The following is a 21508-nucleotide window of genomic DNA, read 5'->3' on the forward strand; positions in this document are numbered from 1 at the left end:
CTCAGGCGGCGATGTCGGTGAGCTGGTGGCGCAGCGCCGCCAGCGAGCGGGTGATCAGCCGGGACACGTGCATCTGCGAGACGCCGATCCGGTCGGCGATCTGGGCCTGGGTCAGGTTGCCGTGGAAGCGCAGGCTCAGGATCTGGCGTTCGCGTTCCGGCAGCGTGGCGAGGGCCGGGCCGAGGGCGACCCGGATCTCGACGAGATCGAACGCGTGGTCGTCGACGCCGATGGTGTCCCCGAGTTCCCGGCTGCCGTCGACCCCGGTCGGGGTGGACAGCGATGTGGCCCGGTAGGCGCGGGCGCCCTCCAGCCCTTCCAGGACGGTCTCCTCGGACACGTCGAGGTAGGACGCGACGTCGGCCACGGTCGGCGAGCGACCCAGGTCCTGGGTCAGGGCGCTGTTGGCGGCGCTGATCGACAGACGCAGCTCCTGGAGGCGGCGGGGCACGCGCACTGCCCACGTGCGGTCCCGGAAGTACCGCTTGATCTCGCCGATGATTGTGGGAATGGCGTACCCGCTGAAGTCGACGCCCCGGCTGTGGTCGAAGTTGTCCACGGCCTTGATGAGCCCGACGAAGGCGGTCTGGGCCAGGTCGTCGTCGGGTGCGCCGCGTCCGCCGTAGCGGCGCGCGAGATGCCGGGCGAGCGGCAGCCACGCCTCGATGGCGCGGTCTCGCAGTGCCGGGCGGTGGGGGTTGTCTTCCGGGGTCGCCGCCAGGGCGGCGAGGAGGTCTTCCGGGGTCTGGTCGCTGCTCCGCTGGCCGCCGCGGGTGCGTGTCGCGTTGTCGACGATGATGGCCATGGGATGGTCCCTCCCGCACGTGCCCGTCGATCGAGTCGACCGGAAAGGGTCTCCGAACCGGCTGCCGCCGGGGCGCACGTACGGGCGAAGGTGCGCTGTCGCAAGGCCACGATCACGGGCCTCGCCACCGCGTCATGTCGTTCATTTGCTGACCCGGACACTACCTGAAAGATTGATTATTTACTAGCCGAAAGTATGAACCAGCGCAGGTGTGCGTGTTGGAGAGTGCGCTCGGATCAGCCGCGCTGATCCGGGGTGTCGGCGGCGGGCGGGGCCGGCTGGGCAGGCGTCACCGCGAACGGATGGCGCAGCCGCCGCATCGACTCCTCACTGCTGTCGAAGGTCACCGCCGACCCGTCGAGCCCGTCGCCGTTCGACGTGGCGAGGAACAGGGCAGGTTGACCGTTGTCGTTCGATGTCATGCAGGAATCCTGTCTGTGCTCGGGGGTGCGTCTGCGGCCTAGGCATCGTCCGCCCTGCGACCTGGTGACGCGTCGGCGCACACGCTGGCGCCGATCGGGGTGTCCGGCGCACGGGCGAGCGCCCGGCGATACCGACACCCCGCACCATACCCGGCACGGTCGCGTCGCATGCGCCGCCGACGGGCACCCGCTTGGCTGCCGGCCGACCGGACGCCCGAGAATTCTTGTAATCCAACCCGCTGCCGCCGGTCTCCGATCTTGAGGGCGGTCAGCGCACCAGCGTGGGCACCACGCAGTCGAGCACCCAAGGAGTGAGCCCCATGTCGTCAGCCGGTCGAGCACTACCCGATGTCGGGTTGGTCGTCGCGGCCCGGCAGGGCGACCAGCGCGCTCTCGACGACGTCGTGGCGGCCTCGCTTCCGCTGGTCTACAACATCGTCGGGCGTGCGCTGCGCGGTCACGCCGACGTCGACGACGTGGTCCAGGAGACGTTGGTACGGGTGATCCGGCACCTGCCCGCGCTCAACGACCCGGCGGCATACCGGTCCTGGCTGGTGGCGATCACCATTCGCCAGGTGCGTGACTGGGAGACGCGCCGACGAGCCGCGCTCAACCGCGACGCCGGGCTCGACGCGATCCACAACGTGCCCGACCCCGCCTCCGACTTCGCGGGGATGACAATCCTCCGGCTCGGCCTCACCGACCAACGACGAGAGGTCGCCGAGGCGACCCGCTGGCTCGACCCGGACGACCAGGAGCTGCTCTCGCTGTGGTGGCTTGAGGAGACCGGCGAGATCGACCGGAACGAGGTCGCCGACGCGCTCGGGTTGTCGCCCGGGCACGTCGCGGTGCGGGTGCACCGGATGAAGGAGCAGATCCAGAGCGCCCGCGGCGTCGTACGCGCGCTCCGCGCCCGCCCCGGTTGCCCGGATCTGCGTGCCGTGACCGTCGAGTGGGACGGCAACCCCAGCTCGCTGTGGCGCAAGCGACTGGCCCGACACGTCCGCGACTGCGCGTCCTGCGGACGGCTGGGCAGCACGCTTCTGCCGATCGACCGGCTGCTCGCCGGTCTGCCGATGTTGCCGTTGCCGGCGGGTCTCAGCGCCCACCTGCCGAGCGCGGCCGCGCCCGCAGCCGCCGCGCAGGCCGCCGTGCCTGCGAGCCCGACGGTCGGACCCACCGATGCGGGCGGCGGCCCGAGCGTCGTCGACCTCGCGGTGAACCGGCCCCGTGGCCTCGTGCCATCCCTCGCTGCCGGCGTGGCCGCCGCCGTCCTGGCCATCACCATGGCGGTGGTGATCCTGCCGGACGAGCCGTCCGCACCCTCGTGGGCGGCGCCACCGTCCGCGGCCCCCAGCACCGTAGCCACCCCGAGCGTCGTGCCCTCACCCAGCGCACGGCCCTCGTCGAGGGCTCCGGTCGCGCCGGCGGTCAACTCCGCGCGTAAGGGCGTCGGGGTGTGGAACTTCGCCGGGGCCAGCCAGGCATTGGCGAACTCCAAGGCCGGCTGGTACTACACCTGGAACACCCACCACCAGGGGATCAGCACGCCACGAGGCGCGACGTTCGTGCCCATGATCCGCAGCGCGGAGAACGTCACCGCCGCGGAGTTGGCGCGGGCCAAGGCAGCGGGGCCGGACCTGCTCACCTTCAACGAGCCGGACCTGCGCGAGCAGGCCAACATGACCGTCGAGCAGGCGTTGGACCTGTGGCCGCAGTTGATGGCGACGGGCAGCAGGCTGGGCAGCCCGGCGGTCGCCTGGGGCGCACCGGACGCGCAGGGTTGGCTAGACCGGTTCATGACCGGCGCCCAGGCACGCGGCTACCGGGTGGACTTCATCACGCTGCACTGGTTCGGCGCCGACTTCACGACCGCGACGGCGGTGGCCCAACTTCGGCAGTACCTCCAAGCCGTCCACCAGCGGTACCACAAGCCGATCTGGCTGACCGAGTTCGCGCTGATCCGCTTCGACGGGGGCGGTTCGCAGTTTCCGAGCCAGGCGCAGCAGGCCGCGTTCCTCACGGCGGCCACCGCCATGCTCGGCCAACTCTCCTACCTGCAGCGCTACGCCTGGTTCGGTCTGCCCGCCACGGAGAAGGATCGGTCCGGGTTGTTCAGCGACGGGGCCGAGGCGACCCTGGTCGGCCGCGCGTTCCAAGCCGCCCGTTGAGCCGGGGCGGACGGATGGACGAGCAGAACACCGCGGCGAGCCCCGGGCGTCGCGTCCGCGCGGGGCGGATGGTCGGCGTCGTCGCGACCCTGGTCGCCACCGCGCTGGCCGTCGGTCTCACCCAGGGTTGGGGCCGCACCGACCAGGCGCCGCCGGCCTCGCCGGCCGCGGCCTCGTCGGCCGCTGCGGTGCCGAGGGCACCCGTGGTGCTCAACAGCACCGACGACGCCTTCATCCAACTGCTCATCCCGATGAACGAGGGTGTGCTCGCGTTGATCGACCAGCTCGACACCCGACCGGCGGACGCGGATCCGTCGCTACGGGCCCTGCTGGGCGAGGTTCGGCAGGCTCACCAGGCGGAGTTGCGCGACCTGCGCGGGCTGTTGGCCGCGGGGAACGTGCCGGAGTTGAACATCCACGAGGGGCATCAGATGCCCGGCATGGTCACCGATGCCAACCTCGCCGAGTTGCGCGCCGCGTCCGACGCCGAGGCGCCGGCCCGAGCGGCTGCCCTGATCCGGGCACACCTCGCGCAGACCATGGTGCTGTGTCGGGGTGAGCAGACCGCCGGGGGTAGCCCGGAGCTGAAGGCGCTCGCCGGCCGGATCCAGCAGGCGAGGGCCGCCGAGCTGAGCACCCTGGACAGCCGACCCGGCGCGACCACCGCCGCACCGGTCGGCTGAGCATGCCTATCAGGAGACCGGTCGATGCGGGCGTCTGACCTGCACACCGACGTCCGCCATCCGGCCCGGGTGCCCCGTCCCGCGCACCGTGGCGCCACGTCGGACGCCGTCCACCCCGTCCGCCCTGCCCCGCGGGCGACGCACCGCACCCGGAGCACGTCGCCGCCCGACGCGGTCGCCTCGGCACCGACGCCAGGTTGGCGCGGTGGCCATCGTCGCCCCGCCGGCCGCCCCGCCGTCGTCGCCTCGATCCTGCTGGTGAGCGTCGGGTGGCTGCTCGCGATCCTCGTCGCGCCGCACGTCACCCTCTCCCCGGCTGGTCGGATGGTCGCCCTCTTCTGCCACCTGACCTGCCTCGTGGTGGGCTTCGGGGCGGTGTTGACGGTGGACTGGTTCAGTCTCCGCTGGCTGCTGCGCCGGGAACCGCTCGGCACCGTGCTGACCGCCGCCCGCGGCGCGCACCTGCTCATCTGGCTGGGCCTGGTAGGTCTCTTCGCCAGTGGGGCCGCCCTGGGGCCGGACACGTCCTCCGGGCTGGTCTGGGTCAAGCTGCTCGCGGTGCTTGTGGTCGGCGTCAACGGGCTGTTCCTCGGCCGGGTCCGGGATCGACTCGTGGCCGTGCAGGGTCGCCCACCCTGGTCCGCCCTGCTCCCCGGTGTCGCCGCCGCCACGATCTCGCAGATCGGCTGGTGGACCGCGACCCTCATCGGCTTCTGGAACTCCAACAGCTGACCGTCGGTGGTCAGGCCGAGGTGGGGTGTCGCTGCGCGAATCGGGCCCGGGTCAGGAACGCGAGTTGAGCCCGCTTGTCCGGCATGTCGATCTCTGAGTCGAGGGTGAAGCCCTCGATCTCCAGTCGGCGCAGGGCGAGGTGGTTTCGGACGTCCGGCTCGACCACGATCCGCTGCGCGGCCGGGTCGCGGAACAGGAAACGGGCGACGGCCGGGCCGACCACGTTGGTGAGGCTGCGGGCGAGGCGTCGGTCGGGGCTGAGCAGCAGGTGCATCCCCACGTCACCGGGCTGGACGGGGTAGCGCTCGCCGACCGGATCCGCCTCGGGCTGGTAGCTCTGGAACAGGCCGACCGGCTCCCCGTCCACCCTGATCAGGTACGCGTGGTGGGTCGGCAGGCTGTCCACGAAGGCGTAGATCTCGCGTACCTCGTCGAGGGTGTGTGAACCCATGCCCCAGAAGGAGTTGCGGGGGAGGGTCACCCAGCCGTGCAGGAGCGCGGCGTCCCGGTCGGGATCAACTGTCACCAACGACAACTCGCCGAGACCGGCGATCTTCTCCTGGTAGGTCATCGGGCGCTGTCCTCTGTTCCATCCGGGGCGTAGGTTAGGTTAACCTCCCCTAACCAAGGATGACCTTACCTGGAGGGGTGCGTGAAACGGAACTGGGAGGCCCTGGTCCTCAAGGCCATGGGAGGCCGGGACTTTCGGTTGACCGTGCTGAGCACCGAGTCAATCGACGGGCACTACCAGCGGCTCCTCCTGGACGGGGGCGGTCTGCTGGAGACGTGCGGGGTGCACCCCACGATGTGGATCCGGCTGTGGTTCGACAACGACGGCCGGGCCCACCAGCGCGCGTACACGCTTGTGGATCCAGACCCGGCCACCGGCCGCTTCACCCTCGAATTCGCCATCCACGACGGCTGTGCCGCCCGCTGGGCCACCGCGGCCAAGGTTGGCGACACCATCAGCGCGACGGTTCAGGGCAGCGCGTTCGAGCTGCCCGACCCCGCGCCGGAGCACCTCTACCTCGTCGGCGACGCGGCCTCCCTGCCCGCGGTGAACAGCCTGCTCGACGCCGGGGCCGACATTCCGGCGACGGTCTGGCTGGAGTTCGCCCACGAGGGCGAGAAGGCACTCGCACTGCGGGCCCGTGCGCACCACGACGTCACCTGGGTGCCGCGCCGCGACGCGGGTCAACACCTCGTCGACACGGTCTGCGCCGCCCTGCCAACCAGCGGCTCGGGCCACTACTGGGTGGCCTGCGAGGCGGCCACCACCCGGGGCATCACCCGACACCTCCGAAAGACGCTTGGCGTCGACAAGGACCGGTTGACCTCCCTCGGCTACTGGAAAGCGGCATGAAGGGCCGGCTCGGCACCCTGACGGCGCTGTACGTCACCCAGTACCTCGGCGTCGGCTTCATCACCGTCGGGCTCACCGCCATCCTGCGCGACGGCGGCACCTCGCTGGACACGCTGGCGCTGTTGCAGATCGTCGGCCTGATCTGGCCCATCAAGTTCCTCTGGGCGCCGATCCTCGACCGGTACGGCTCCCGACATCGTGGCCACTACCGCTCCTGGTTGCTCGTGCTCCAGAGCGCCCTGGTGCTGGCCCTGCTGGCGCTGCTGCCCTTCTCCAGCCCGGCCGACGCGCTCGGCCCGATCATCGCGATCTGCGCCGCGTACGTGTTCTTCTCGGCCACTCAGGACATCGCCGTGGACGCCGTCGCCGTCCGAATGCTCGCCGAATCGGCCCGGGGGACCGGCAACGGCATCCAGGTCGCGGCGAGCTACCTCGGCAACCTGCTCGGCGGCGGAGCCTGCGTCCTGGTCTACGACCAGTTCGGCTGGGTGCCGGCGATCGGCCTGCTGGCCGCGATGACGGCGGTCGGCCTGCTCGTGGTGTGGCGGTTCCGGGAGCCTCCCCGTACCGATCGGGTGGAACGGGTCGGTGCGGCCTACCGGGCGCTGCTGTCGGTGTTCGGCCAGCCGGGGTGCCGGTGGTGGACGTTCGGCGTGGTGCCGCTGGTCTACGTCGGCGCGGGGATGGCGTACGCCCTGGTGACTCCGGCTCTGGTCGACGCCGGCTGGTCGTTGGGCCGGATCGGCGTCGTCACGGGCGTGGTGACCAGCGCGCCGGCCATCGTGGCGGGCCTGGTCGCGGGGCTCGGGATCGGGCGGTTCGGGCGTAGCGGCGTGCTCGTGGTCGGCGGCGTCGCCCTCACGGTGTCGACGCTGCTACTGCTGCCGCTGATGAACGGGCGTGCGCCGCTGGGTGCGACGGTCGCCGCGCTCTGCCTCTTCATGGTGGCCTACACCGTGGCCAACGTCGTGCTCTACACGGTCAACATGGACTACTCGCGGCCCGACACCGGCGGCACCGACTTCACCGTCCTGTCGTCGTTCGGCCTGGTCTGCTCGTTCGTGGCGGCGTCCATCGGTCTCGCGGCGGCCGACCGGGTCGGCTACCCGGCGGTCGCCATCGCGGCCATCGTGCTGGTGGCCGCAGGTGTCGTCCTCGGCCTCGCCCACCAGCGGCGATTCCCGCACCGGCCCGGCCCCGTCGCCGGCCCGACGGCGGAGCAGCCCGCGGTGGACGGTGTGCGGGCGGTGGCGTGACCGCTGGGCTCTACCTGACCGCGCTCAACCCGACCGACGCCGTCCTGGAGGGGTTCCTTCCGGCGGCGGCGTCGCTCGGGCTGCCGGTCACCGTGCTGACCGACCGGCCCGAGCAATGGCCGGCGGACGTGCCGGTGGCGCGCTGCGCGGTCCGCAACGCGGCCGCTGTGGTGGCGGCGACGGCACCGAACCGGCCGGTGGCGCTACTGTCCAATAGCGACCACCTCCAGGAGGCCACCGCGATCGCCGCCCGAAAGCTCGGTCTGCCCGGCAAGGACCCGGACGCCGCCCGTCTCTGCAAGGACAAGGCCGCTGCCCGCCGGGCGATCGCGGCTGCGGGCCTCGATCTGGTACGCACCGTCACCGTCGACCCCGGCGCCGCGCTCCAGGTGCACGCCGGGATGTTTCCGGCGGTGGTCAAACCCCGCGAGGGGGTGGCCAGTGAGGACGCGTACCTGGTGGTCGACCAGGCCGAGCTGGTCGCCCGGGTCGCCGAGATCAGAGGCCGGCGGCCGGACGTGGCCCTGGTGGTCGAGGAGTATCTCGACGGGGAGTTGCGGACCTTCGAGACCCTCGGCGACGGCGCGGATCTCGCCTCCCTCGGCGGGTGGCGCACCCGTCTCGGCCCGCCACCGACCTTCACCGAGGAGAGCCTGGCCTGGTCACCGCCGACCGAGCAGACGAGCACCCAGCTGCGAGCACGGCTCGACGCGCTCGGGGTCGGCTTCGGTGCCTGCCACACCGAGTACGTCGTCTCCGACGGCCGGGTCCGGCTCATCGAGGTGAACTACCGTCTGATCGGCGACCGGATGGATCTGATCCTCGCCGAGCTGTTCGGTGTGCCGTTGTTCGAGCACGTCATCCGGCTGTACCTCGGTGAACCGCTGGCCGCCCTCGGCCTGCCCGCCGCCGTCGACAGGTACGCCCAGGTCGAGTATGTCTGCGCGGACCGCTCCGGCCGTCTCGTCGCCGCACCGGGCCGGCTGGACACCACCCACGGCGATGTGCGGCTGGGCTGCCATCCGCTGCGCGAGCTGGGCCGCACCGCCGAGCACACCGGCACGAACCGCGACTACCTCGCCGTGCTGCACGCCATCGGCCCCGACGAGGGCAGCGTCCGGCAGTCGCTGGCCGCCCTCCGCAGCGACCTCCAGTGGACCATCGTCGAGTGAGCGACGACTGCGAGCGGGAGGTCTTCACCCGGGTGCTCGACGCTCTGCTGCGCGAGGATCATCTCGGTCTGCTCAGCACCGGGCGAGCGGACGGGCCCGACTGGTGGCAGTCGCCGCACCCCGCTGGCCTGCTGCGCATTCCGGTCCGGGCGGACGGGTTCCAGCAGGCCCTGTGCAGCGCCGCGCCGATGGTCCTGCTGGTGGTCGGCGTCGGCGACCCACAGCGTACGGAGACGGTGGACGGGCTGTTGACGCTGCTCGCGCCGCACGACAACGCCGAGGCGGAGGCCGGTTGGCGGGACTTCGCCGCCGAGTGCCGCGCCGACCTGCGGGCCCGGCGGCTCGCCGCCCGCAACCGCCCACGGGTGCTCACCGAGGTGGCGGCCGAGCGCGCGAGCACCCCGACCGGCCTGCCGGCGGCGCTCCTGGACGACGTGCTCGCCGCTCACCACGGCCACCCCGTCTACCCCACCGACCGGTGCCGGCACGGTCTGCGCGACGACGAACTGCTCAGGTACGCCCCGGAGCACGCCCCACGTTTCGCGCTGCGCTGGTACGCCGCCCCCGCCGAGGACGTCCGGCTCGCGGGTGAACTTCCGTCGTGGTGGCCCCGCGCACCGCGACCGGACCAACTGTTGCTGCCGGCGCATCCGATCACCGTGGCACGCCATGCGCTTCCGGTGGCCGACCTGCCGGTGACCCCGGTACGGCCCACCCTCTCCATGCGGACGGTGGCGCTCGATCACGACCCGTACCTGCATCTCAAGCTGCCACTACCGACCGCGAGCCTCGGCGTGCGCAACCGGCGCACGCTGCAACCGGGCTCGCTCGCCGACGGCGCGGCGGTCGCCGCCCTGCTCGACCGGATCGCCACCGCCGAACCCGCCTTCGCCGGCCGGATCCGGCACGCCGACGAGGGCACCTGGGCGCACGTCGACGGCGACGAGCGGCGCGGCTTCCTGCTGCGCCGGTTTCCGCGCGACCTGGCCGGAGTCCAGGTGGTGCCGGTCGCGGCCCTCGCTGCCGTCGACCCGGTGGCGGGCACGGTCCTGGAACGGATCAGCCCGCGGCGTCCCGTCGCGCTGCTGGAGTCCTACCTGGACCTGCTGCTCGACTGGCACGTCTTCCTCTGGCTACGCCACGGGATCGCGCTGGAGGCGCACCCGCAGAACATCCACCTGCTGGTGCACCCGGACGGCGCGGTCGGCCTGCTCTACAAGGACAACGACGGCGCTCGGCTCGACGCCCGGCACGACGGCCCGAGCGGGCTCGCCCTGCACGACGACCGGATGTGGGCGCGCGACCCGCAGGAGCTGGCCGACGTGTTCATCACCATCACCCTGCACCTGGCAGCGGCCGCACCCCTGGTCGCGCTGGCCTCCCGAGGGCTGCCCGTGCCGTCGCCCGCCGAAGCGCTGACGCCCCGGCTCGCCGCCGCTCGGGATCGGTGGGGCGACGGGCCGCTGGCGCGAACCTTCACCGAGCAGGTCCTGCGCACCGCCCACCTGCCCATCAAGGCCATGCTCACCGCTGGCACCCTGCTGCCAAAACAGCGGCTGGGCTGCGCCGACATCAACAAGTACTACCTGCGCACCGGCCCGAACTACCTGCGGGAGACACGATGACGAGCGCGCAGTTGCGCTCCCGGCCGGCCACCAACCCCGGTCAGCTCGCCGACCTGGCCGCCGCCCACGCCGTCTTCGGCTGCCTGCTGCGTGAGCTGGCCCCGCCGAACGGCACCCCGAGCGTTGTCGACGGCACCGCGCGCCTGCTGCTGCGGCACCTCGACGTCGCCCTGCGCTGCGAGGTCGGGCGGGCCTCGCCGCTCGGCGCGCACCGCTACACCGGCCCGGTGCAACGGATGACCGACGGCGGGCGGTGGGAAGACCTGGACGCGGACGGGCTGGCCGCTCTGGTCGCGACCGAACTCACCACAGGCACCGGCCTGGTGAACGACGAGTTCGTCGAGCAGGTCCGGGCCAGCCGGGACACCGTGGCCCGGCTGCTGGCCGACCGACCTGCCGAGGATCCGAGCCCCACCGGTGAGCCGGCCATCGACGCGTACGTGGACTCCGAGCAGTCGCTGGTCTTCGGGCACCCACACCACCCCACCCCGAAGTGGCGCAGCGGTGACCCGGGCAGCTGGCGGGCGTACGCGCCGGAGCTGCGCACCGCGTTCCGGCTGCACTGGCTCGCCGTACCGGACGACCTGATCGCCGACGCCGGGCCGTTCGATCCGCTGGTGTCCGCCCTCGACCCGCCGCGGCCCCCGGCCGGGCACCGCGTCCTGCCGGTGCACCCCTGGCAGCTGTCGCTGATCCCGCCGACGCACCCACGGCTGCGCGTCCTGGGGGCGGCCGGTGTGCCGGTCCGGCCGACGGCGAGCGTCCGCACCCTCTACGCCCCCGAGGCCGACCTGTTCGTCAAGGCCAGCCTGCACGTACGGATCACCAACTGCCTGCGCAAGAACGCCCGCTACGAACTCACCGGCGCGGTGGCGTTGACCGACCTGCTGGCCCGGGTGCCGATGCCGGACGGGGTCGGGCTGCTCGCCGAGCCCGCGTACCGCACGGTCGACGTCCCCGGGCCGGATGAGGCGTACGGGACGATCCTGCGCAGTGGTCTGCGCCCGCACCTGCGTCCCGGGGACACCCCGGTGCTGGCTGCCGCGCTGGCCGCCGCGCCGCTTATCACACCGGACCCGGTGGCCTGGTGGCGGGCGTACGTCGGGCTGCTGGTGCCGGCGGTGCTGGGCAGCTGGCTCAGCCACGGCGTCGTACACGAGGCGCACCTGCAGAACGTGGTCGTCGTGCTCGACCGGGACCGTCGTCCGGTACGCATGCTGCTGCGCGACCTGGAGGGGGTGAAGCTGGACGCCGATCGGTGGAGCGCCTGGCCGGACGGCGTTCCGGCGCAGGTCCGCTATGGTCCCGGGGCCGCATACCGCCGGGTCGTCTACTGCCTGTTCGTCAACCACCTCGGTGGCATCAGCGGAGCCCTCGCCGACGCACTGCCGGGGATCGAACGGCGGTTGTGGCAGGAGCTGCGGGCCGTCGTCGAGGCGGTGGCCGCCGACCTCGGTGAGCCACCTGAGCTGCGTGCGCTGCTACGCGGAGAGCCGCTGCTGGCCAAGGCGAACCTGCTGGTCCGGTGGCGGCGCGACGCCGACCGGGCGGCACCGTTCGTGTCGGTGCCGAACCCGATGGGTGGCCCACGGTGACCCGACCGGTCTACGTCCACGATCTCGATGCGCTGGCCGGGCAGGCCCGAGCCATCCGGGCGGCGCTGCCCCGGCCGGTCGAGCTGCTCTACGCGGTCAAGGCCAACCCGGACCCGGGGGTGCTGCGAACCCTCGCCCCGATCGTCGACGGGTTCGAGGCCGCGAGCCGAGGCGAGCTGCGCAGGCTGGACGAGGTGCTGCCGGGACAGGCGCCGGCCGCGTACGCCGGGCCGGGCAAGACCGACGCGGACCTCGCCGCCGCCCTCGCCGCCGGGGTGCGCCGCATCCACGTCGAGTCGCCATGCGAGCTTGCCCGACTCGGCGCGTTGGCCACCGCCGCCGGTAGGTCGGCCCAGGTGCTGCTGCGCGTGAACCTGCCGGTCGACGCACCGGGCGCGAGCCTGGTCATGGGCGGTGGACCCAGCCCGTTCGGCATGGACCCGGCCGACGCGGTCGCGTGCGCCCGCCGCCCGCCCGCCGGCATCGACATACGCGGAATCCACGCCCACCTGGCCAGTGGGCTGGACGCACCGCTCGCCGCGACGGTCGCCGCCGGCGTGGTCCGCTGGGCGGTCGCCGCCCTCGACGCCGCCGAGGTCGACGTCGGCGGCGGCATGACCGTCGACTACACCGACCCGGCGGCGCGATTCGACTGGGAGGGCTACGGCCGGGCACTTGCGGGCGTCCTCGACCGGCACCCGGGAGTGCGGCTGCGCATCGAGCCGGGCCGGTCGGTCACCGCCCACTGCGGGGCGTACCTCACCGAGGTCATCGACGTGAAGCGCTCCTACGGCGAGTGGTTCGTGGTGGTGGCCGGCGGAACGCACCACCTGCGGACGCCGGCGGCGAAGGGGCACGCGCAGCCCTTCACCGTGTACCGGCGGCGCGGCGCAGCCGGCCCCCGTACCGACGGCGGGCCGGTCACCGTGGTCGGGCAGCTCTGCACCCCGAAGGACGTGCTGTCCTTCTCGGCCACCGCCGGGCCGATCGGCGTGGGTGACGTGCTGGCCTTCGCCATGGCCGGGGCGTACGCCTGGAACATCAGCCACCGCGACTTTCTGCTGCACGAGCCGCCGCTGTTCCGCACCGGTGATCCGGAAGAGGTGGCCGCCGAATGGGCGGACCGGGAGCTGCGGCCCTGAATCTCGTTGCAAAAGCGTGGCATTCACCGAGGCATTCCATGCAGGACAGTCGACGGAAAATTGCTGTCGCTCGTCGTTACGATGACGCAGAACGGAGTCGATCAAGGCGCCGTCAAGTGGAGGTAACTGTTCACATGAAGCGCATCGGTTCAGCGATGCTGGCAACCGTGGTGGGTGCCGCGGCCGTCGTCCTGGCCACCAGCCAGCCGGCCCTCGCCGCCGCCTCGGTCAATCTCCCTCTGTCGAGCTGGGCCTATCTCGATTCGCAGAGCCCTAAGACAAAGTTCGTCAACCCCGCGGTCGCGCCGCCTGTCGGGACGATTCTCGACGACGCGAACAAGGCGCACACCTACCGCTCCTACTTCACTTACGACCTGACCCAGCTCAAAGGCGCGGTGGTGCACAACTCGTACCTTTACACGTACGAGGAGACCGTCACCGACTGCTCCACCGCCGCGACGATCGAGTTGTGGCGGACCGCCCCGGTCAAGACCGGCACGACTTGGAGCAACCCGCCCGCGGAGCTCGAAAAGCTGATCTCCGTCAACCGCGGGCAAGGTGCGTACTACTGCCCCAGCTACCTCGGCATCGACATGGTGTCGACGCTAAACGCGGCGCTCGCTCGGCACGAGAAGTCGATCACCATCGAGTATCGGATCACGGCGGCTCAAGAGGCGGACCCGCGCGCCGGCCGAACCTTTCAGCAGCCGACGCTCAGCTCCACGTCCAACCACCCGCCAACCGTGACCGAACTGCGCCTCGAGAGCCCGACCCGACCGTGCGGCACTGTCACCAAGCCGTCGCCCGCAGCGGCGACGACGCTGTTCAGGGCCACGGCGAACGACCCCGACGAGGGCGACTCGCCGTCGATCCTCTACGCGATCTGGCCGGTCGACCATCCGGACCAGCGCCGCGAGTTCAACAGCTACAACTACGGTACGGACCTCAACCAGTACGCCGATGGTGAGCTCCTTGCCTGGCAGGCACAGGCCAGTGATCACTATGACGTTGGTCCGTGGAGCAAGCTCTGCTATCTCGTGATGGACAAGACGGCACCGGCGAACCCGCCTGCGGTGGCCTCGAAGCGCTACCCCGAGGGCACCACGCCCGGCGGGGGCACCGGCCTCAAGGGGAAGTTCCGCCTCGACGCGGGCGGCGACCTCGACGTGGTCGCGTTCCGGTGGCGTGACTCGACCGGTTACTCCGGTCAGGTAAAGGCGCGGGAGCCGGGCGGCACGGCGGTCCTCGAATACACCCCGAAGCGGGGCTGGTTCGAGGAGCTGACCATCAGCTCGGTCGACGCGGTCGGTAACCAGGGGCCGGAGCGGCGCTACAGCTTCAACGTCGCCGAGACCGCGCCGAGCGTGCAGATCGAAATGGGCGGGGTCGGACTTGCGAGCACGCTCGCCTTCACCGCGCGGAAGCCCGAGACGACCGCTTTCGGTTATCAGATCAAGGGTGGCCCGGAAACCCGGGTGCCGGCCGTCGACGGTGGCGCCACCGGGCAGCTGACGTTCACCGAGACCGGCGAGGTCGAGGTTGTCGTCAGCAGCTACGTGAAGAACAAGCTCATCGGCCAGGACACCCTGCGGACCTATGTCACCGACGCTCCCGGGGTCGAGTCGGCCGAGTTCAACTTCGACACCGACCAGATCGCGGGCAAGACCGGCTCATTCACGTTCACGCCGCGCAACCGTGACGTCGTCGCCTACGAGTACGTCCTGGACGGCGTCGCGCAGACCGTCCAGGCGGCTGCGGACGACACCGCGGTCGTACCGTGGACGGCGACCGCGGGATGGCACGACATGGTCGTGCGGTCGGTACGGGCCGACGGCGAGAAGTCGATGGAGACCTATCACCAGTTCAACGTCATCGACCCGGTGCCACACCTGTACTCGGAGACGCTCCAACATCTCAACCGGATCGACGGTGTCGGCCTGCCGGTGGAGTTCTACGTGAGCAGCCGGCTGCCGGACGTGACCGGGTTCGTCTACCGGTTCGACGGCGGACCGGAGGTGGCGATCGACGGCGGTGGAGGCAGCACGGAGTTCGCCGTGACGCCGGTGCACACCGGCGACAACACGCTGGTCGTCCAGGCTCTGCTGGCCGATGGCACCCGGTCGCCCGAGAAGACCTTCACCTGGCAACCGTTCGAGGCGCCGGTGGTCACCACCGACCCGGCAAACGGCGGTGCGGGCGGTCAACCGATGACGCTGACGTTCCGCTCGGTGCTGCCAGACACCAAGGAGTTCCGCTACTCACTGGACTTCGGCGAGTATCAGAGCGTCACGGCGCGGCCGGACGGCACGGCGACCGTGTCGTTCACGCCGCAGTCAGGCAGCGGCTGGTTCTCGGCCAGGGTCACCGGTGTCGCTCAGGACGGTACGACGTCGCCGGAGCGCGACATGACGGTCCCGGTCCGCGACACCCGCGTCTCGGTCTGGAGCGAATTCTCCGATTGGAGCCCGAGGGGTGGCATCGGTGTGCCCGGTGACTTCAGCTTCAGCACCTCGTGGACTCCTGAGGTGGTGGAGTACCGCTACCGGCTCAACGACGGCCCGGAACTGACCGTGCCCATGGGGGACAGCTGGAACACCCTGGTCACGGTCGTGCCGGACCGGAACGGGCTCAACATGCTCACCGTGCAGGGCCGCACCGAGGACGGCCGGCTCTCGCCGATCACCGAATACCCGTTCCAGGTCGGCACCGCGCCGTACGTCTTCTCCGAGGAGTATCCGCAGAGCACTCCCGGCGGCGGAGTGGGCATCGAGGGCCGGTTCGAGTTCAGCGGCGGGACGGCCGGAATCACGTCGTTCGAATACACCATCGGCGGCGTCCCCGGGACGGTCGAGGCCAACGCCGAGGGCCGCGCGTCGATCACCTGGACGCCGACCGAGGCAATCGGCACCTACCTGGTCGTCAAGGGCCGTAAGGCCGACGGCAGCACCACCGACGAGGTCTGGTACTTCGTCGTGGTGCAGTCGGACTGATCGGCCCATTCAGTAGCTGTCGAGTGACGCCCCGCAGGCCGATGAGCGCCTGCGGGGCGTCGCTGACTCGACGCACGATCGCCCAGCCGGACAGTCGATCTGGATCAGCTTGTTATCGATAACATGCTATCTTTCATCCGGGAGTGAAGGGCACGCTCCCGGTCACCTGAGCCAGCCGGCGAAGACCTGCCGAGGGGGCACGCCCCTTCCGCCGCCTTCTCGGTCGGTGACCAGTCCGGGCCCCGTCGATGCCAGGCGACCGTGGTTGGTCGCCGGACGACAGCGCTCCGGCCGCATGCCCAGCTCCGACGCCCCATCGCAGGCAGCCCCGGCGCCGACGGGTGGCAGCCGCACGCCCTGTGCCGCTGCCAAGCCACGTGCACCAGACGCCGAACGGCAAGGAGCCCAAGCAATGCTGAGACGTAGGTTCTTCCTCCCATCCATCGCGGCTGCGGCGCTTCTCCTCGCGGCCACCACCGGCGGCGTGCTGAGCGGCGGCTTCGGTGCGACCGCGGTGGCCGCCACCAACGGCACCCTCGCGGCGACCGCTGGCTGCGGCAAGGCCCCCACACTCGCCAGCGGGACGCGGACGATTCAGAGCAGCGGACAGAGTCGGACGTACAACCTGCGGATCCCGGACGGGTACGACCGGAACCGCCCCTACCGACTGATCTTCGGCTTCCACTGGTTGAACGGCTCGGCCAACAACGTCACCTCGGCCGGCTACTACGGGCTTCAGCCGCTGTCGAACAACAGCGCGATCTTCGTGGCTCCGCAGGGTCTCAACGCCGGCTGGGCCAACACCAACGGTCGGGACCTGACCCTCTTCGACGACATCTCCCGGCAGATCGAGAACGACCTCTGCGTGGACACCACCCAGCGCTTCGCCCTGGGCTGGAGCTACGGCGGGGCCATGAGCTACGCGGTGGCCTGTGCCCGGCCCACGATCATCCGCGCGGTCACCGTCCTGTCCGGTGCCAACCTCAGCGGATGCAACGGTGGCACCCAGCCCGTCGCCTACTTCGGCATCCACGGCATCTACGACAGCGTGCTGAACATCTCCCAGGGTCGGCAACTGCGCGACACCTTCGTGCGGAACAACGGCTGTACCGCGCAGAGCCCGCGCGAGCCGAGCCGAGGCAGCCTCACCCACATCACCACCGCCTACGCGGGTTGCCGAGCCGGCTACCCCGTGCAGTGGGCGGCGTTCGACGGGGACCACACCCCGAGCCCCGTCGACGGGTCGGGCAGCCCCAACGACTCGCGGACCTGGACCTCGGGTGAGATCTGGCGGTTCTTCAGCCAGTTCGAGTCGACCACGCCTCCGACCACCCCGCCGCCCACCACCCCGCCGCCGACCGATCCGCCTACCGATCCGCCGACCACGCCGCCGCCGACCGGCGGACCGGGCACCTGCGCCGCCACCTACCGGACGCTCAACACCTGGCCCGGCGGCTTCCAGGCTGAGGTGACAGTGGCCAACAACTCCGCCGCGTCCCTGAACGGCTGGACCGTGGGCCTGACCCTGGCCAGTGGTCAGGCCATCAGCAGCCTCTGGAACGGCACCAACACCGGCAGCACCGGCAGCGTCACCGTCAAGAACGCCGCCTACAACGGCACGGTGGGCCCGAACGCGTCGACCACGTTCGGTTTCACCGCCACCGGCGACGGCGCCACCGCACCCAGCAACGTCACCTGCACCAGCCCCTGACAGGGCAGAAGGTGGGGCCCGGAGCCGGTTGGCTCCGGGCCCCACAGGTGATGCGGGTGATCACGACCGGGTCGTCGGGGACCGGGGACGTCACGCGTCATGGATGCGGACGGGCCGCGTCGTGTGTTAGAGATGACCGGTGGCTGCACCGAGCAGGCCGTTGCGGCACGGCGGGCAATGAGCGCCACTGGTGGCGGCAAGGAGGCGGTAAGGCGGATGGCCTGCGAGTTGAGCCGACCCGGCCCGTTGACCGCTCACGAAGGTCTTCACCTGCGATGATTCAAGCTCTCGGATTGACGAAGTCCTACGGCCGCGTACCCGCGGTGGACCGGGTCAGCTTTGCGGCGCGGCCCGGTCGGGTCACCGGCTTCCTCGGGCTCAACGGGTCGGGGAAGACGACGACCCTCCGGATGCTGCTCGGGCTGACGCGTCCGACATCCGGTGAGGCGCTCATCAACAACCGACGGTTCCGGGACCTGAAGCACCCGTCGAGGGAGGTCGGTGCCGTCCTCGAACAGGGGATCAGCCATCCCGGTCAGTCCGGTCGAGCGCATCTGGTCTCGCAAGCGCTCATCGTGGGTGCGAGCCGGTCACGGGTCGACACACTGCTCGACGACGTCGATCTCACGGACGCCGCCGATCAGCGCACCGGTCAGTATTCGCTGGGCATGCGGCAGCGGCTGGCGGTCGCCACCGCGCTGCTGTGTGACCCGCCAGTGTTGGTGCTGGACGAGCCTGCGAACGGCCTCGACCCCGAGGGGGTGGCGTGGATCCGTGCTCTGCTGCGTAACCACGCCAACCGTGGCGGCACGGTCCTCCTGTCGAGCCACCTGCTCGCCGAGTTGGCCCATCTCATCGACGACGTCGTGATCATCGTCAAGGGGCGGGTCACCTGTCAGGCGCCGCTCGCCAGCCTGTACGACAACGTGGACTCCCGTCTGCGGGTCCGGAGCCGTGATCAGCGGCGGCTGTGGCAGGTGTTGGAGAGCGCCGGTGGGCGGGTGACCAGGAACGGCGACGTCCTGGAGGTGGTGGGCCTGGCATCCGAGGATGTCGGCGAGATCGCCTTCCAGGCGCGGGTGCCGCTGCACGAACTGACCGTCGACCCACCCGACCTGGAGCAGATCTTCCTCACCATGGCGGGCAGTCGATGATCTCCATCCTCCGCAGTGAGCTCTACCGGACCGCAACCATCCGGTCCAGCTTAGTTTCGCTGACCGTACTCATCCTGCTGGGCCTGCTCCTCGGAGCGGTGAACATCGACGCCTGGGCCCTGATGGCCGGCATGGGAGCCTTCGGGTTCGCCGCGATGATCGTGGCGCAGCACTACCAGCACCGCACAGCCTTCCTCCTCTACCTCTCGCAACCCAGGCGGATGGTGGTGCTCGGTGGACAGTTGGTGGCGGCCATCGTCGTAGCCACGGCCTTCGTCGCGACAAGTGGCCTCGCCGTGCTGATCAGGGGTGAGTCAGGGCCGTACAAGGACCTGTTGACGATGGTGCCGATCGCGGCGATCCTCGCTGGCTCCTGCGCGTCCATAGTTCGACGGTCGACGTGGCTCCTGCTCGGTTGCGCGGGCTGGTTCGTCTTCGTCGAGGGTCTGATCGGCAGGCTGAAGCTGCCACTGCCGTTTACCGCACTTATCAGCGCCGGCGCCGGCGAAACGCGTGGCCTGGTGATCGCCGCCCTGTGGGCCGCCGTGGCCTTCGCCGTGGCGAGCCTCAGCATCGGTCGCGACCTGACCGGCGACTAGCCCTAGGCTTCCCCCTCCAACAGGTCGCGCAGGGCGTCGAGGGCGGCGATCTCCTCTTCGAACGTCTTGCCGACGACCGGGCCGAGGAAGCGGGACAACCCACTCGGCTGCCACGCCAGCCTCAGTGTGAGCTGGGTCCCGCCATCGTCGGCCGGTTCTAGTGTGTACTCGCCCTGGGTACGCACCACGCTGCCGGTGGCCTGGAACGCCAACCGCCGGCCCGGCTCGTATCCGGTCACCTCGTAGTCGGCCGGGATGCGGCTCCCGCCAGGGCCCTTGAGTCCCTGGCGGTAGCGGGTGCCGACGCCCTCGCCCGAGACGCGCGCGACGTCGAGTACGTTGGGGCGCCAGCGCGCGTCGTTCTCGCCGTGGGCGAGGAAGGCGAAGACGACCTCAGGGGTCCGTCCGATCTGCACAGTCTTCTCTGCCGAGGGCACGACAAACCTTTCTCAGGGGTCAGGGAACGATCTTCATCTGTGCCATCATTCCACTCGCGGAATGGTCGATCATGTGGCAATGGTAGACATACCGACCAAGGTACGGCCCGAACGTCGCTTGGAGTCTGACCGTCTCGCCGGGCCCCACCGAGATGGTGTCCTTCACCCCGGCCTCGCTCGGTGCCGGCGGCTGGCCGTTGCGGGCGAGCACCCGGAACTGCACCAGGTGTGGATGGAAGTTGTGCGGGATGCCGAAGAGCGTGTCGCCGTTGGTCACCGTCCACACCTCGGTCGTGTTGCGCTTGATCTCGGTGTCGACCCGGTCGGCGTCGAACTGCTGCCCGTTGATGAGGAACTGGCCGGTCGCCGGGTTGAAGTTGAGGCTGAACGCCCGCTCCTTGGTGGCTGCCGGCAGCGCGGGGATGGTGCTCAGCCGATCGGGCACCCGGCTGGTGTCAGCGGCGGTTCGGTTGACGTCGAAGCGCAACACCGGCCCGGCCACGGCGTCGTCGAGGAAGACCTGGCTGCCGACCGGGAACGCGCCGAAGTCGACGACGATCTCGACCCGCTCGCCGGGCGTCAGGCTCCACGAGCGGATCGGCGTCGGCCCAGCGAGCAGCCCGCCGTCGCTGGCGATCTGGGCGACCTCGGTGTCGTTGCCGAGCCGCAGAGTGAACGTACGCAGGTTGGACGCGTTGACGAAGCGCAGCCGGTACTTGCGGGCGGCCACCGGGAAGTAGGGCTGCGGCTTGCCGTTGACGAGGATCGTGTTGCGGAACTGGAAGTCGTCGTGTTCGAAGAGCAGGCTTGCGTCGTCGTTGAACCGTGCGTCGCGCAGCATGATCGGGATGTCGTAGTTGCCGGACGGCAACCGGAGGTCGGCCTGGGCCGGGTCGTCGATCAGGAAGAAGCCGGCGAGCCCGCGGAACACGTGCTCGGCCTCCATGTGGTGGGCATGGTCGTGATACCAGAGCGTGGCGGCCCGCTGCTTGTTGGGATAGCTGTAGAGCCTGCTCCTGCCCGGGTCGAGCACGTCGGTGGGGAACCCGTCGCTGCTCGACGGTGTGTGGCCGCCGTGCACGTGGACCGCGGTCGGCATGTCGAGGTGGTTGCTGTGGGCGATGACTGCGAGCCGGCCCGTCTTGACCCGGAACGTCGGGCCGGGAAACAGCCCGTCATAGGTCAAGACCTCGGTGCGCGTCCCGGGCAGGATCTCCACTTGCGCTTTACGGGTGGAAACGACGTAGAAGTCGGTGTTGGCTACCGAGGCGATCGGCTGCTGCACGGGCGGTATCGGCATCCGGACACCGAAAGGGGTGGCGGCAGCCGCGACGTGCGCCGTCGCCGCATGGCCGGTATGGGTGCCGTGGGCCGGTGCGGCGGGCGGCGTGGATCCGCGCGCCGAGGCCGCCGCGGTGGCCGTGACCAGCGCGGCCGCTCCCGCAGTGGCACTGGCCTTCATGACGTTGCGTCTGCTCACCATTGGTCGCTCCACTCCTGACGGTCGAGGTCTCGGGTGAACTGTCGCGGAGGTCCCTCGACGCGCCGTCGAAAGCTGATAGCGGCCTAATGTGGATTTCACCTTAAGTTTTGGTGTGACTACCAAAAGCTAAGCTTCGATGCTTCCAACGGCGCGCGGTGAGACCGTAGA

The 21508-nt window shown here is 70.6% G+C and carries 18 protein-coding genes; 13 read left to right on the plus strand and 5 right to left on the minus strand.

Going from position 1 to position 21508, the window contains the following annotated elements:
* Position 1 precedes the first annotated feature (1 nt).
* Positions 2–805 carry a SigB/SigF/SigG family RNA polymerase sigma factor gene (locus IF46_RS0101685; protein ID WP_036390811.1) on the minus strand — a complete coding sequence of 268 codons (804 nt, stop codon included), beginning with the start codon at positions 803–805 and terminating at the stop codon, positions 2–4.
* Positions 806–1041: 236 nt separating this feature from the next.
* Positions 1042–1227: a hypothetical protein gene (locus IF46_RS0101690; RefSeq protein WP_030486458.1), complete on the minus strand. Its 186-nt coding sequence runs from the start codon at positions 1225–1227 to the stop codon at positions 1042–1044.
* A gap of 320 nt (positions 1228–1547) precedes the next feature.
* Here IF46_RS0101690 and IF46_RS0101695 point away from each other — a divergent pair, with 320 nt between their 5' ends.
* The 3 genes from IF46_RS0101695 to IF46_RS0101705 are packed head-to-tail and all read left to right on the plus strand — an operon-like array spanning position 1548 to position 4813.
* Complete coding sequence (locus IF46_RS0101695) at positions 1548–3398, plus strand: sigma-70 family RNA polymerase sigma factor (protein WP_030486459.1); 1851 nt, start codon at positions 1548–1550, stop codon at positions 3396–3398.
* A gap of 14 nt (positions 3399–3412) precedes the next feature.
* Positions 3413–4081 (plus strand): DUF305 domain-containing protein, encoded by a 669-nt coding sequence (locus IF46_RS0101700; protein ID WP_030486460.1) that lies wholly within the window; start codon positions 3413–3415, stop codon positions 4079–4081.
* A 24-nt stretch (positions 4082–4105) separates the two neighbouring features.
* Positions 4106–4813 (plus strand): hypothetical protein, encoded by a 708-nt coding sequence (locus tag IF46_RS0101705; RefSeq protein ID WP_051723559.1) that lies wholly within the window; start codon positions 4106–4108, stop codon positions 4811–4813.
* A gap of 10 nt (positions 4814–4823) precedes the next feature.
* Here IF46_RS0101705 and IF46_RS0101710 read toward each other — a convergent pair whose 3' ends face one another.
* Entirely contained in the window at positions 4824–5384 is a 561-nt protein-coding gene (locus IF46_RS0101710; RefSeq protein ID WP_030486462.1) for a GNAT family N-acetyltransferase, read from the minus strand.
* 81 nt (positions 5385–5465) lie between these two features.
* Between IF46_RS0101710 and IF46_RS0101715 the strand changes: the two genes are divergently transcribed.
* From IF46_RS0101715 to IF46_RS0101760, 10 genes are all read left to right on the plus strand, one after another.
* Positions 5466–6176 carry a siderophore-interacting protein gene (locus IF46_RS0101715; protein ID WP_030486463.1) on the plus strand — a complete coding sequence of 237 codons (711 nt, stop codon included), beginning with the start codon at positions 5466–5468 and terminating at the stop codon, positions 6174–6176.
* On the plus strand, positions 6173–7432 hold the full coding sequence (locus tag IF46_RS0101720; protein ID WP_051723560.1) for an MFS transporter: 1260 nt from the start codon (positions 6173–6175) through the stop codon (positions 7430–7432). Before IF46_RS0101715 ends, IF46_RS0101720 begins: the two co-directional genes overlap by 4 nt.
* Positions 7429–8604: an ATP-grasp domain-containing protein gene (locus tag IF46_RS0101725; RefSeq protein ID WP_030486465.1), complete on the plus strand. Its 1176-nt coding sequence runs from the start codon at positions 7429–7431 to the stop codon at positions 8602–8604. Before IF46_RS0101720 ends, IF46_RS0101725 begins: the two co-directional genes overlap by 4 nt.
* Positions 8601–10229, plus strand: coding sequence for an IucA/IucC family protein (locus tag IF46_RS0101730; protein ID WP_030486466.1), 1629 nt, complete (start codon positions 8601–8603; stop codon positions 10227–10229). Before IF46_RS0101725 ends, IF46_RS0101730 begins: the two co-directional genes overlap by 4 nt.
* Positions 10226–11824: an IucA/IucC family protein gene (locus IF46_RS0101735; RefSeq protein WP_030486467.1), complete on the plus strand. Its 1599-nt coding sequence runs from the start codon at positions 10226–10228 to the stop codon at positions 11822–11824. The genes IF46_RS0101730 and IF46_RS0101735 overlap by 4 nt, the downstream gene beginning before the upstream one ends.
* A complete protein-coding gene (locus IF46_RS0101740) occupies positions 11821–12966 on the plus strand; it encodes an alanine racemase (RefSeq protein ID WP_030486468.1) in 1146 nt (381 codons plus the stop codon). Before IF46_RS0101735 ends, IF46_RS0101740 begins: the two co-directional genes overlap by 4 nt.
* A gap of 134 nt (positions 12967–13100) precedes the next feature.
* A complete protein-coding gene (locus IF46_RS0101745; RefSeq protein ID WP_030486469.1) occupies positions 13101–15956 on the plus strand; it encodes a hypothetical protein in 2856 nt (951 codons plus the stop codon).
* A gap of 412 nt (positions 15957–16368) precedes the next feature.
* Positions 16369–17667 (plus strand): cellulose binding domain-containing protein, encoded by a 1299-nt coding sequence (locus tag IF46_RS0101750; RefSeq protein ID WP_030486470.1) that lies wholly within the window; start codon positions 16369–16371, stop codon positions 17665–17667.
* A gap of 293 nt (positions 17668–17960) precedes the next feature.
* Positions 17961–18821 carry an ABC transporter ATP-binding protein gene (locus tag IF46_RS0101755; protein WP_332261470.1) on the plus strand — a complete coding sequence of 287 codons (861 nt, stop codon included), beginning with the start codon at positions 17961–17963 and terminating at the stop codon, positions 18819–18821.
* Positions 18818–19420 (plus strand): hypothetical protein, encoded by a 603-nt coding sequence (locus IF46_RS0101760; RefSeq protein WP_030486472.1) that lies wholly within the window; start codon positions 18818–18820, stop codon positions 19418–19420. Before IF46_RS0101755 ends, IF46_RS0101760 begins: the two co-directional genes overlap by 4 nt.
* 2 nt (positions 19421–19422) lie before the next feature.
* Here IF46_RS0101760 and IF46_RS0101765 read toward each other — a convergent pair whose 3' ends face one another.
* Both IF46_RS0101765 and IF46_RS0101770 read right to left on the minus strand, forming a co-directional pair.
* Positions 19423–19857, minus strand: coding sequence for an SRPBCC family protein (locus IF46_RS0101765; protein WP_030486473.1), 435 nt, complete (start codon positions 19855–19857; stop codon positions 19423–19425).
* A 19-nt stretch (positions 19858–19876) separates the two neighbouring features.
* Positions 19877–21340: a multicopper oxidase family protein gene (locus IF46_RS0101770; protein WP_030486474.1), complete on the minus strand. Its 1464-nt coding sequence runs from the start codon at positions 21338–21340 to the stop codon at positions 19877–19879.
* Positions 21341–21508: the final 168 nt, after the last annotated feature.

Origin of the sequence: Micromonospora chokoriensis (assembly GCF_000718555.1) — a bacterium.
GTDB classification, from domain to species: Bacteria; Actinomycetota; Actinomycetes; order Mycobacteriales; family Micromonosporaceae; genus Micromonospora; species Micromonospora chokoriensis_B.

What these genes read in the sequence shown, in the direction of transcription:
- IF46_RS0101685 (WP_036390811.1), bottom strand. Translation starts at nt 805, where the DNA reads ATGGCCATCATCGTCGACAACGCGACACGCACCCGCGGCGGCCAGCGG.
- IF46_RS0101690 (WP_030486458.1), bottom strand. Translation starts at nt 1,227, where the DNA reads ATGACATCGAACGACAACGGTCAACCTGCCCTGTTCCTCGCCACGTCG.
- IF46_RS0101695 (WP_030486459.1), top strand. Translation starts at nt 1,548, where the DNA reads ATGTCGTCAGCCGGTCGAGCACTACCCGATGTCGGGTTGGTCGTCGCG.
- IF46_RS0101700 (WP_030486460.1), top strand. Translation starts at nt 3,413, where the DNA reads ATGGACGAGCAGAACACCGCGGCGAGCCCCGGGCGTCGCGTCCGCGCG.
- IF46_RS0101705 (WP_051723559.1), top strand. Translation starts at nt 4,106, where the DNA reads ATGCGGGCGTCTGACCTGCACACCGACGTCCGCCATCCGGCCCGGGTG.
- IF46_RS0101710 (WP_030486462.1), bottom strand. Translation starts at nt 5,384, where the DNA reads ATGACCTACCAGGAGAAGATCGCCGGTCTCGGCGAGTTGTCGTTGGTG.
- IF46_RS0101720 (WP_051723560.1), top strand. Translation starts at nt 6,173, where the DNA reads ATGAAGGGCCGGCTCGGCACCCTGACGGCGCTGTACGTCACCCAGTAC.
- IF46_RS0101735 (WP_030486467.1), top strand. Translation starts at nt 10,226, where the DNA reads ATGACGAGCGCGCAGTTGCGCTCCCGGCCGGCCACCAACCCCGGTCAG.
- IF46_RS0101745 (WP_030486469.1), top strand. Translation starts at nt 13,101, where the DNA reads ATGAAGCGCATCGGTTCAGCGATGCTGGCAACCGTGGTGGGTGCCGCG.
- IF46_RS0101750 (WP_030486470.1), top strand. Translation starts at nt 16,369, where the DNA reads ATGCTGAGACGTAGGTTCTTCCTCCCATCCATCGCGGCTGCGGCGCTT.
- IF46_RS0101760 (WP_030486472.1), top strand. Translation starts at nt 18,818, where the DNA reads ATGATCTCCATCCTCCGCAGTGAGCTCTACCGGACCGCAACCATCCGG.
- IF46_RS0101770 (WP_030486474.1), bottom strand. Translation starts at nt 21,340, where the DNA reads ATGGTGAGCAGACGCAACGTCATGAAGGCCAGTGCCACTGCGGGAGCG.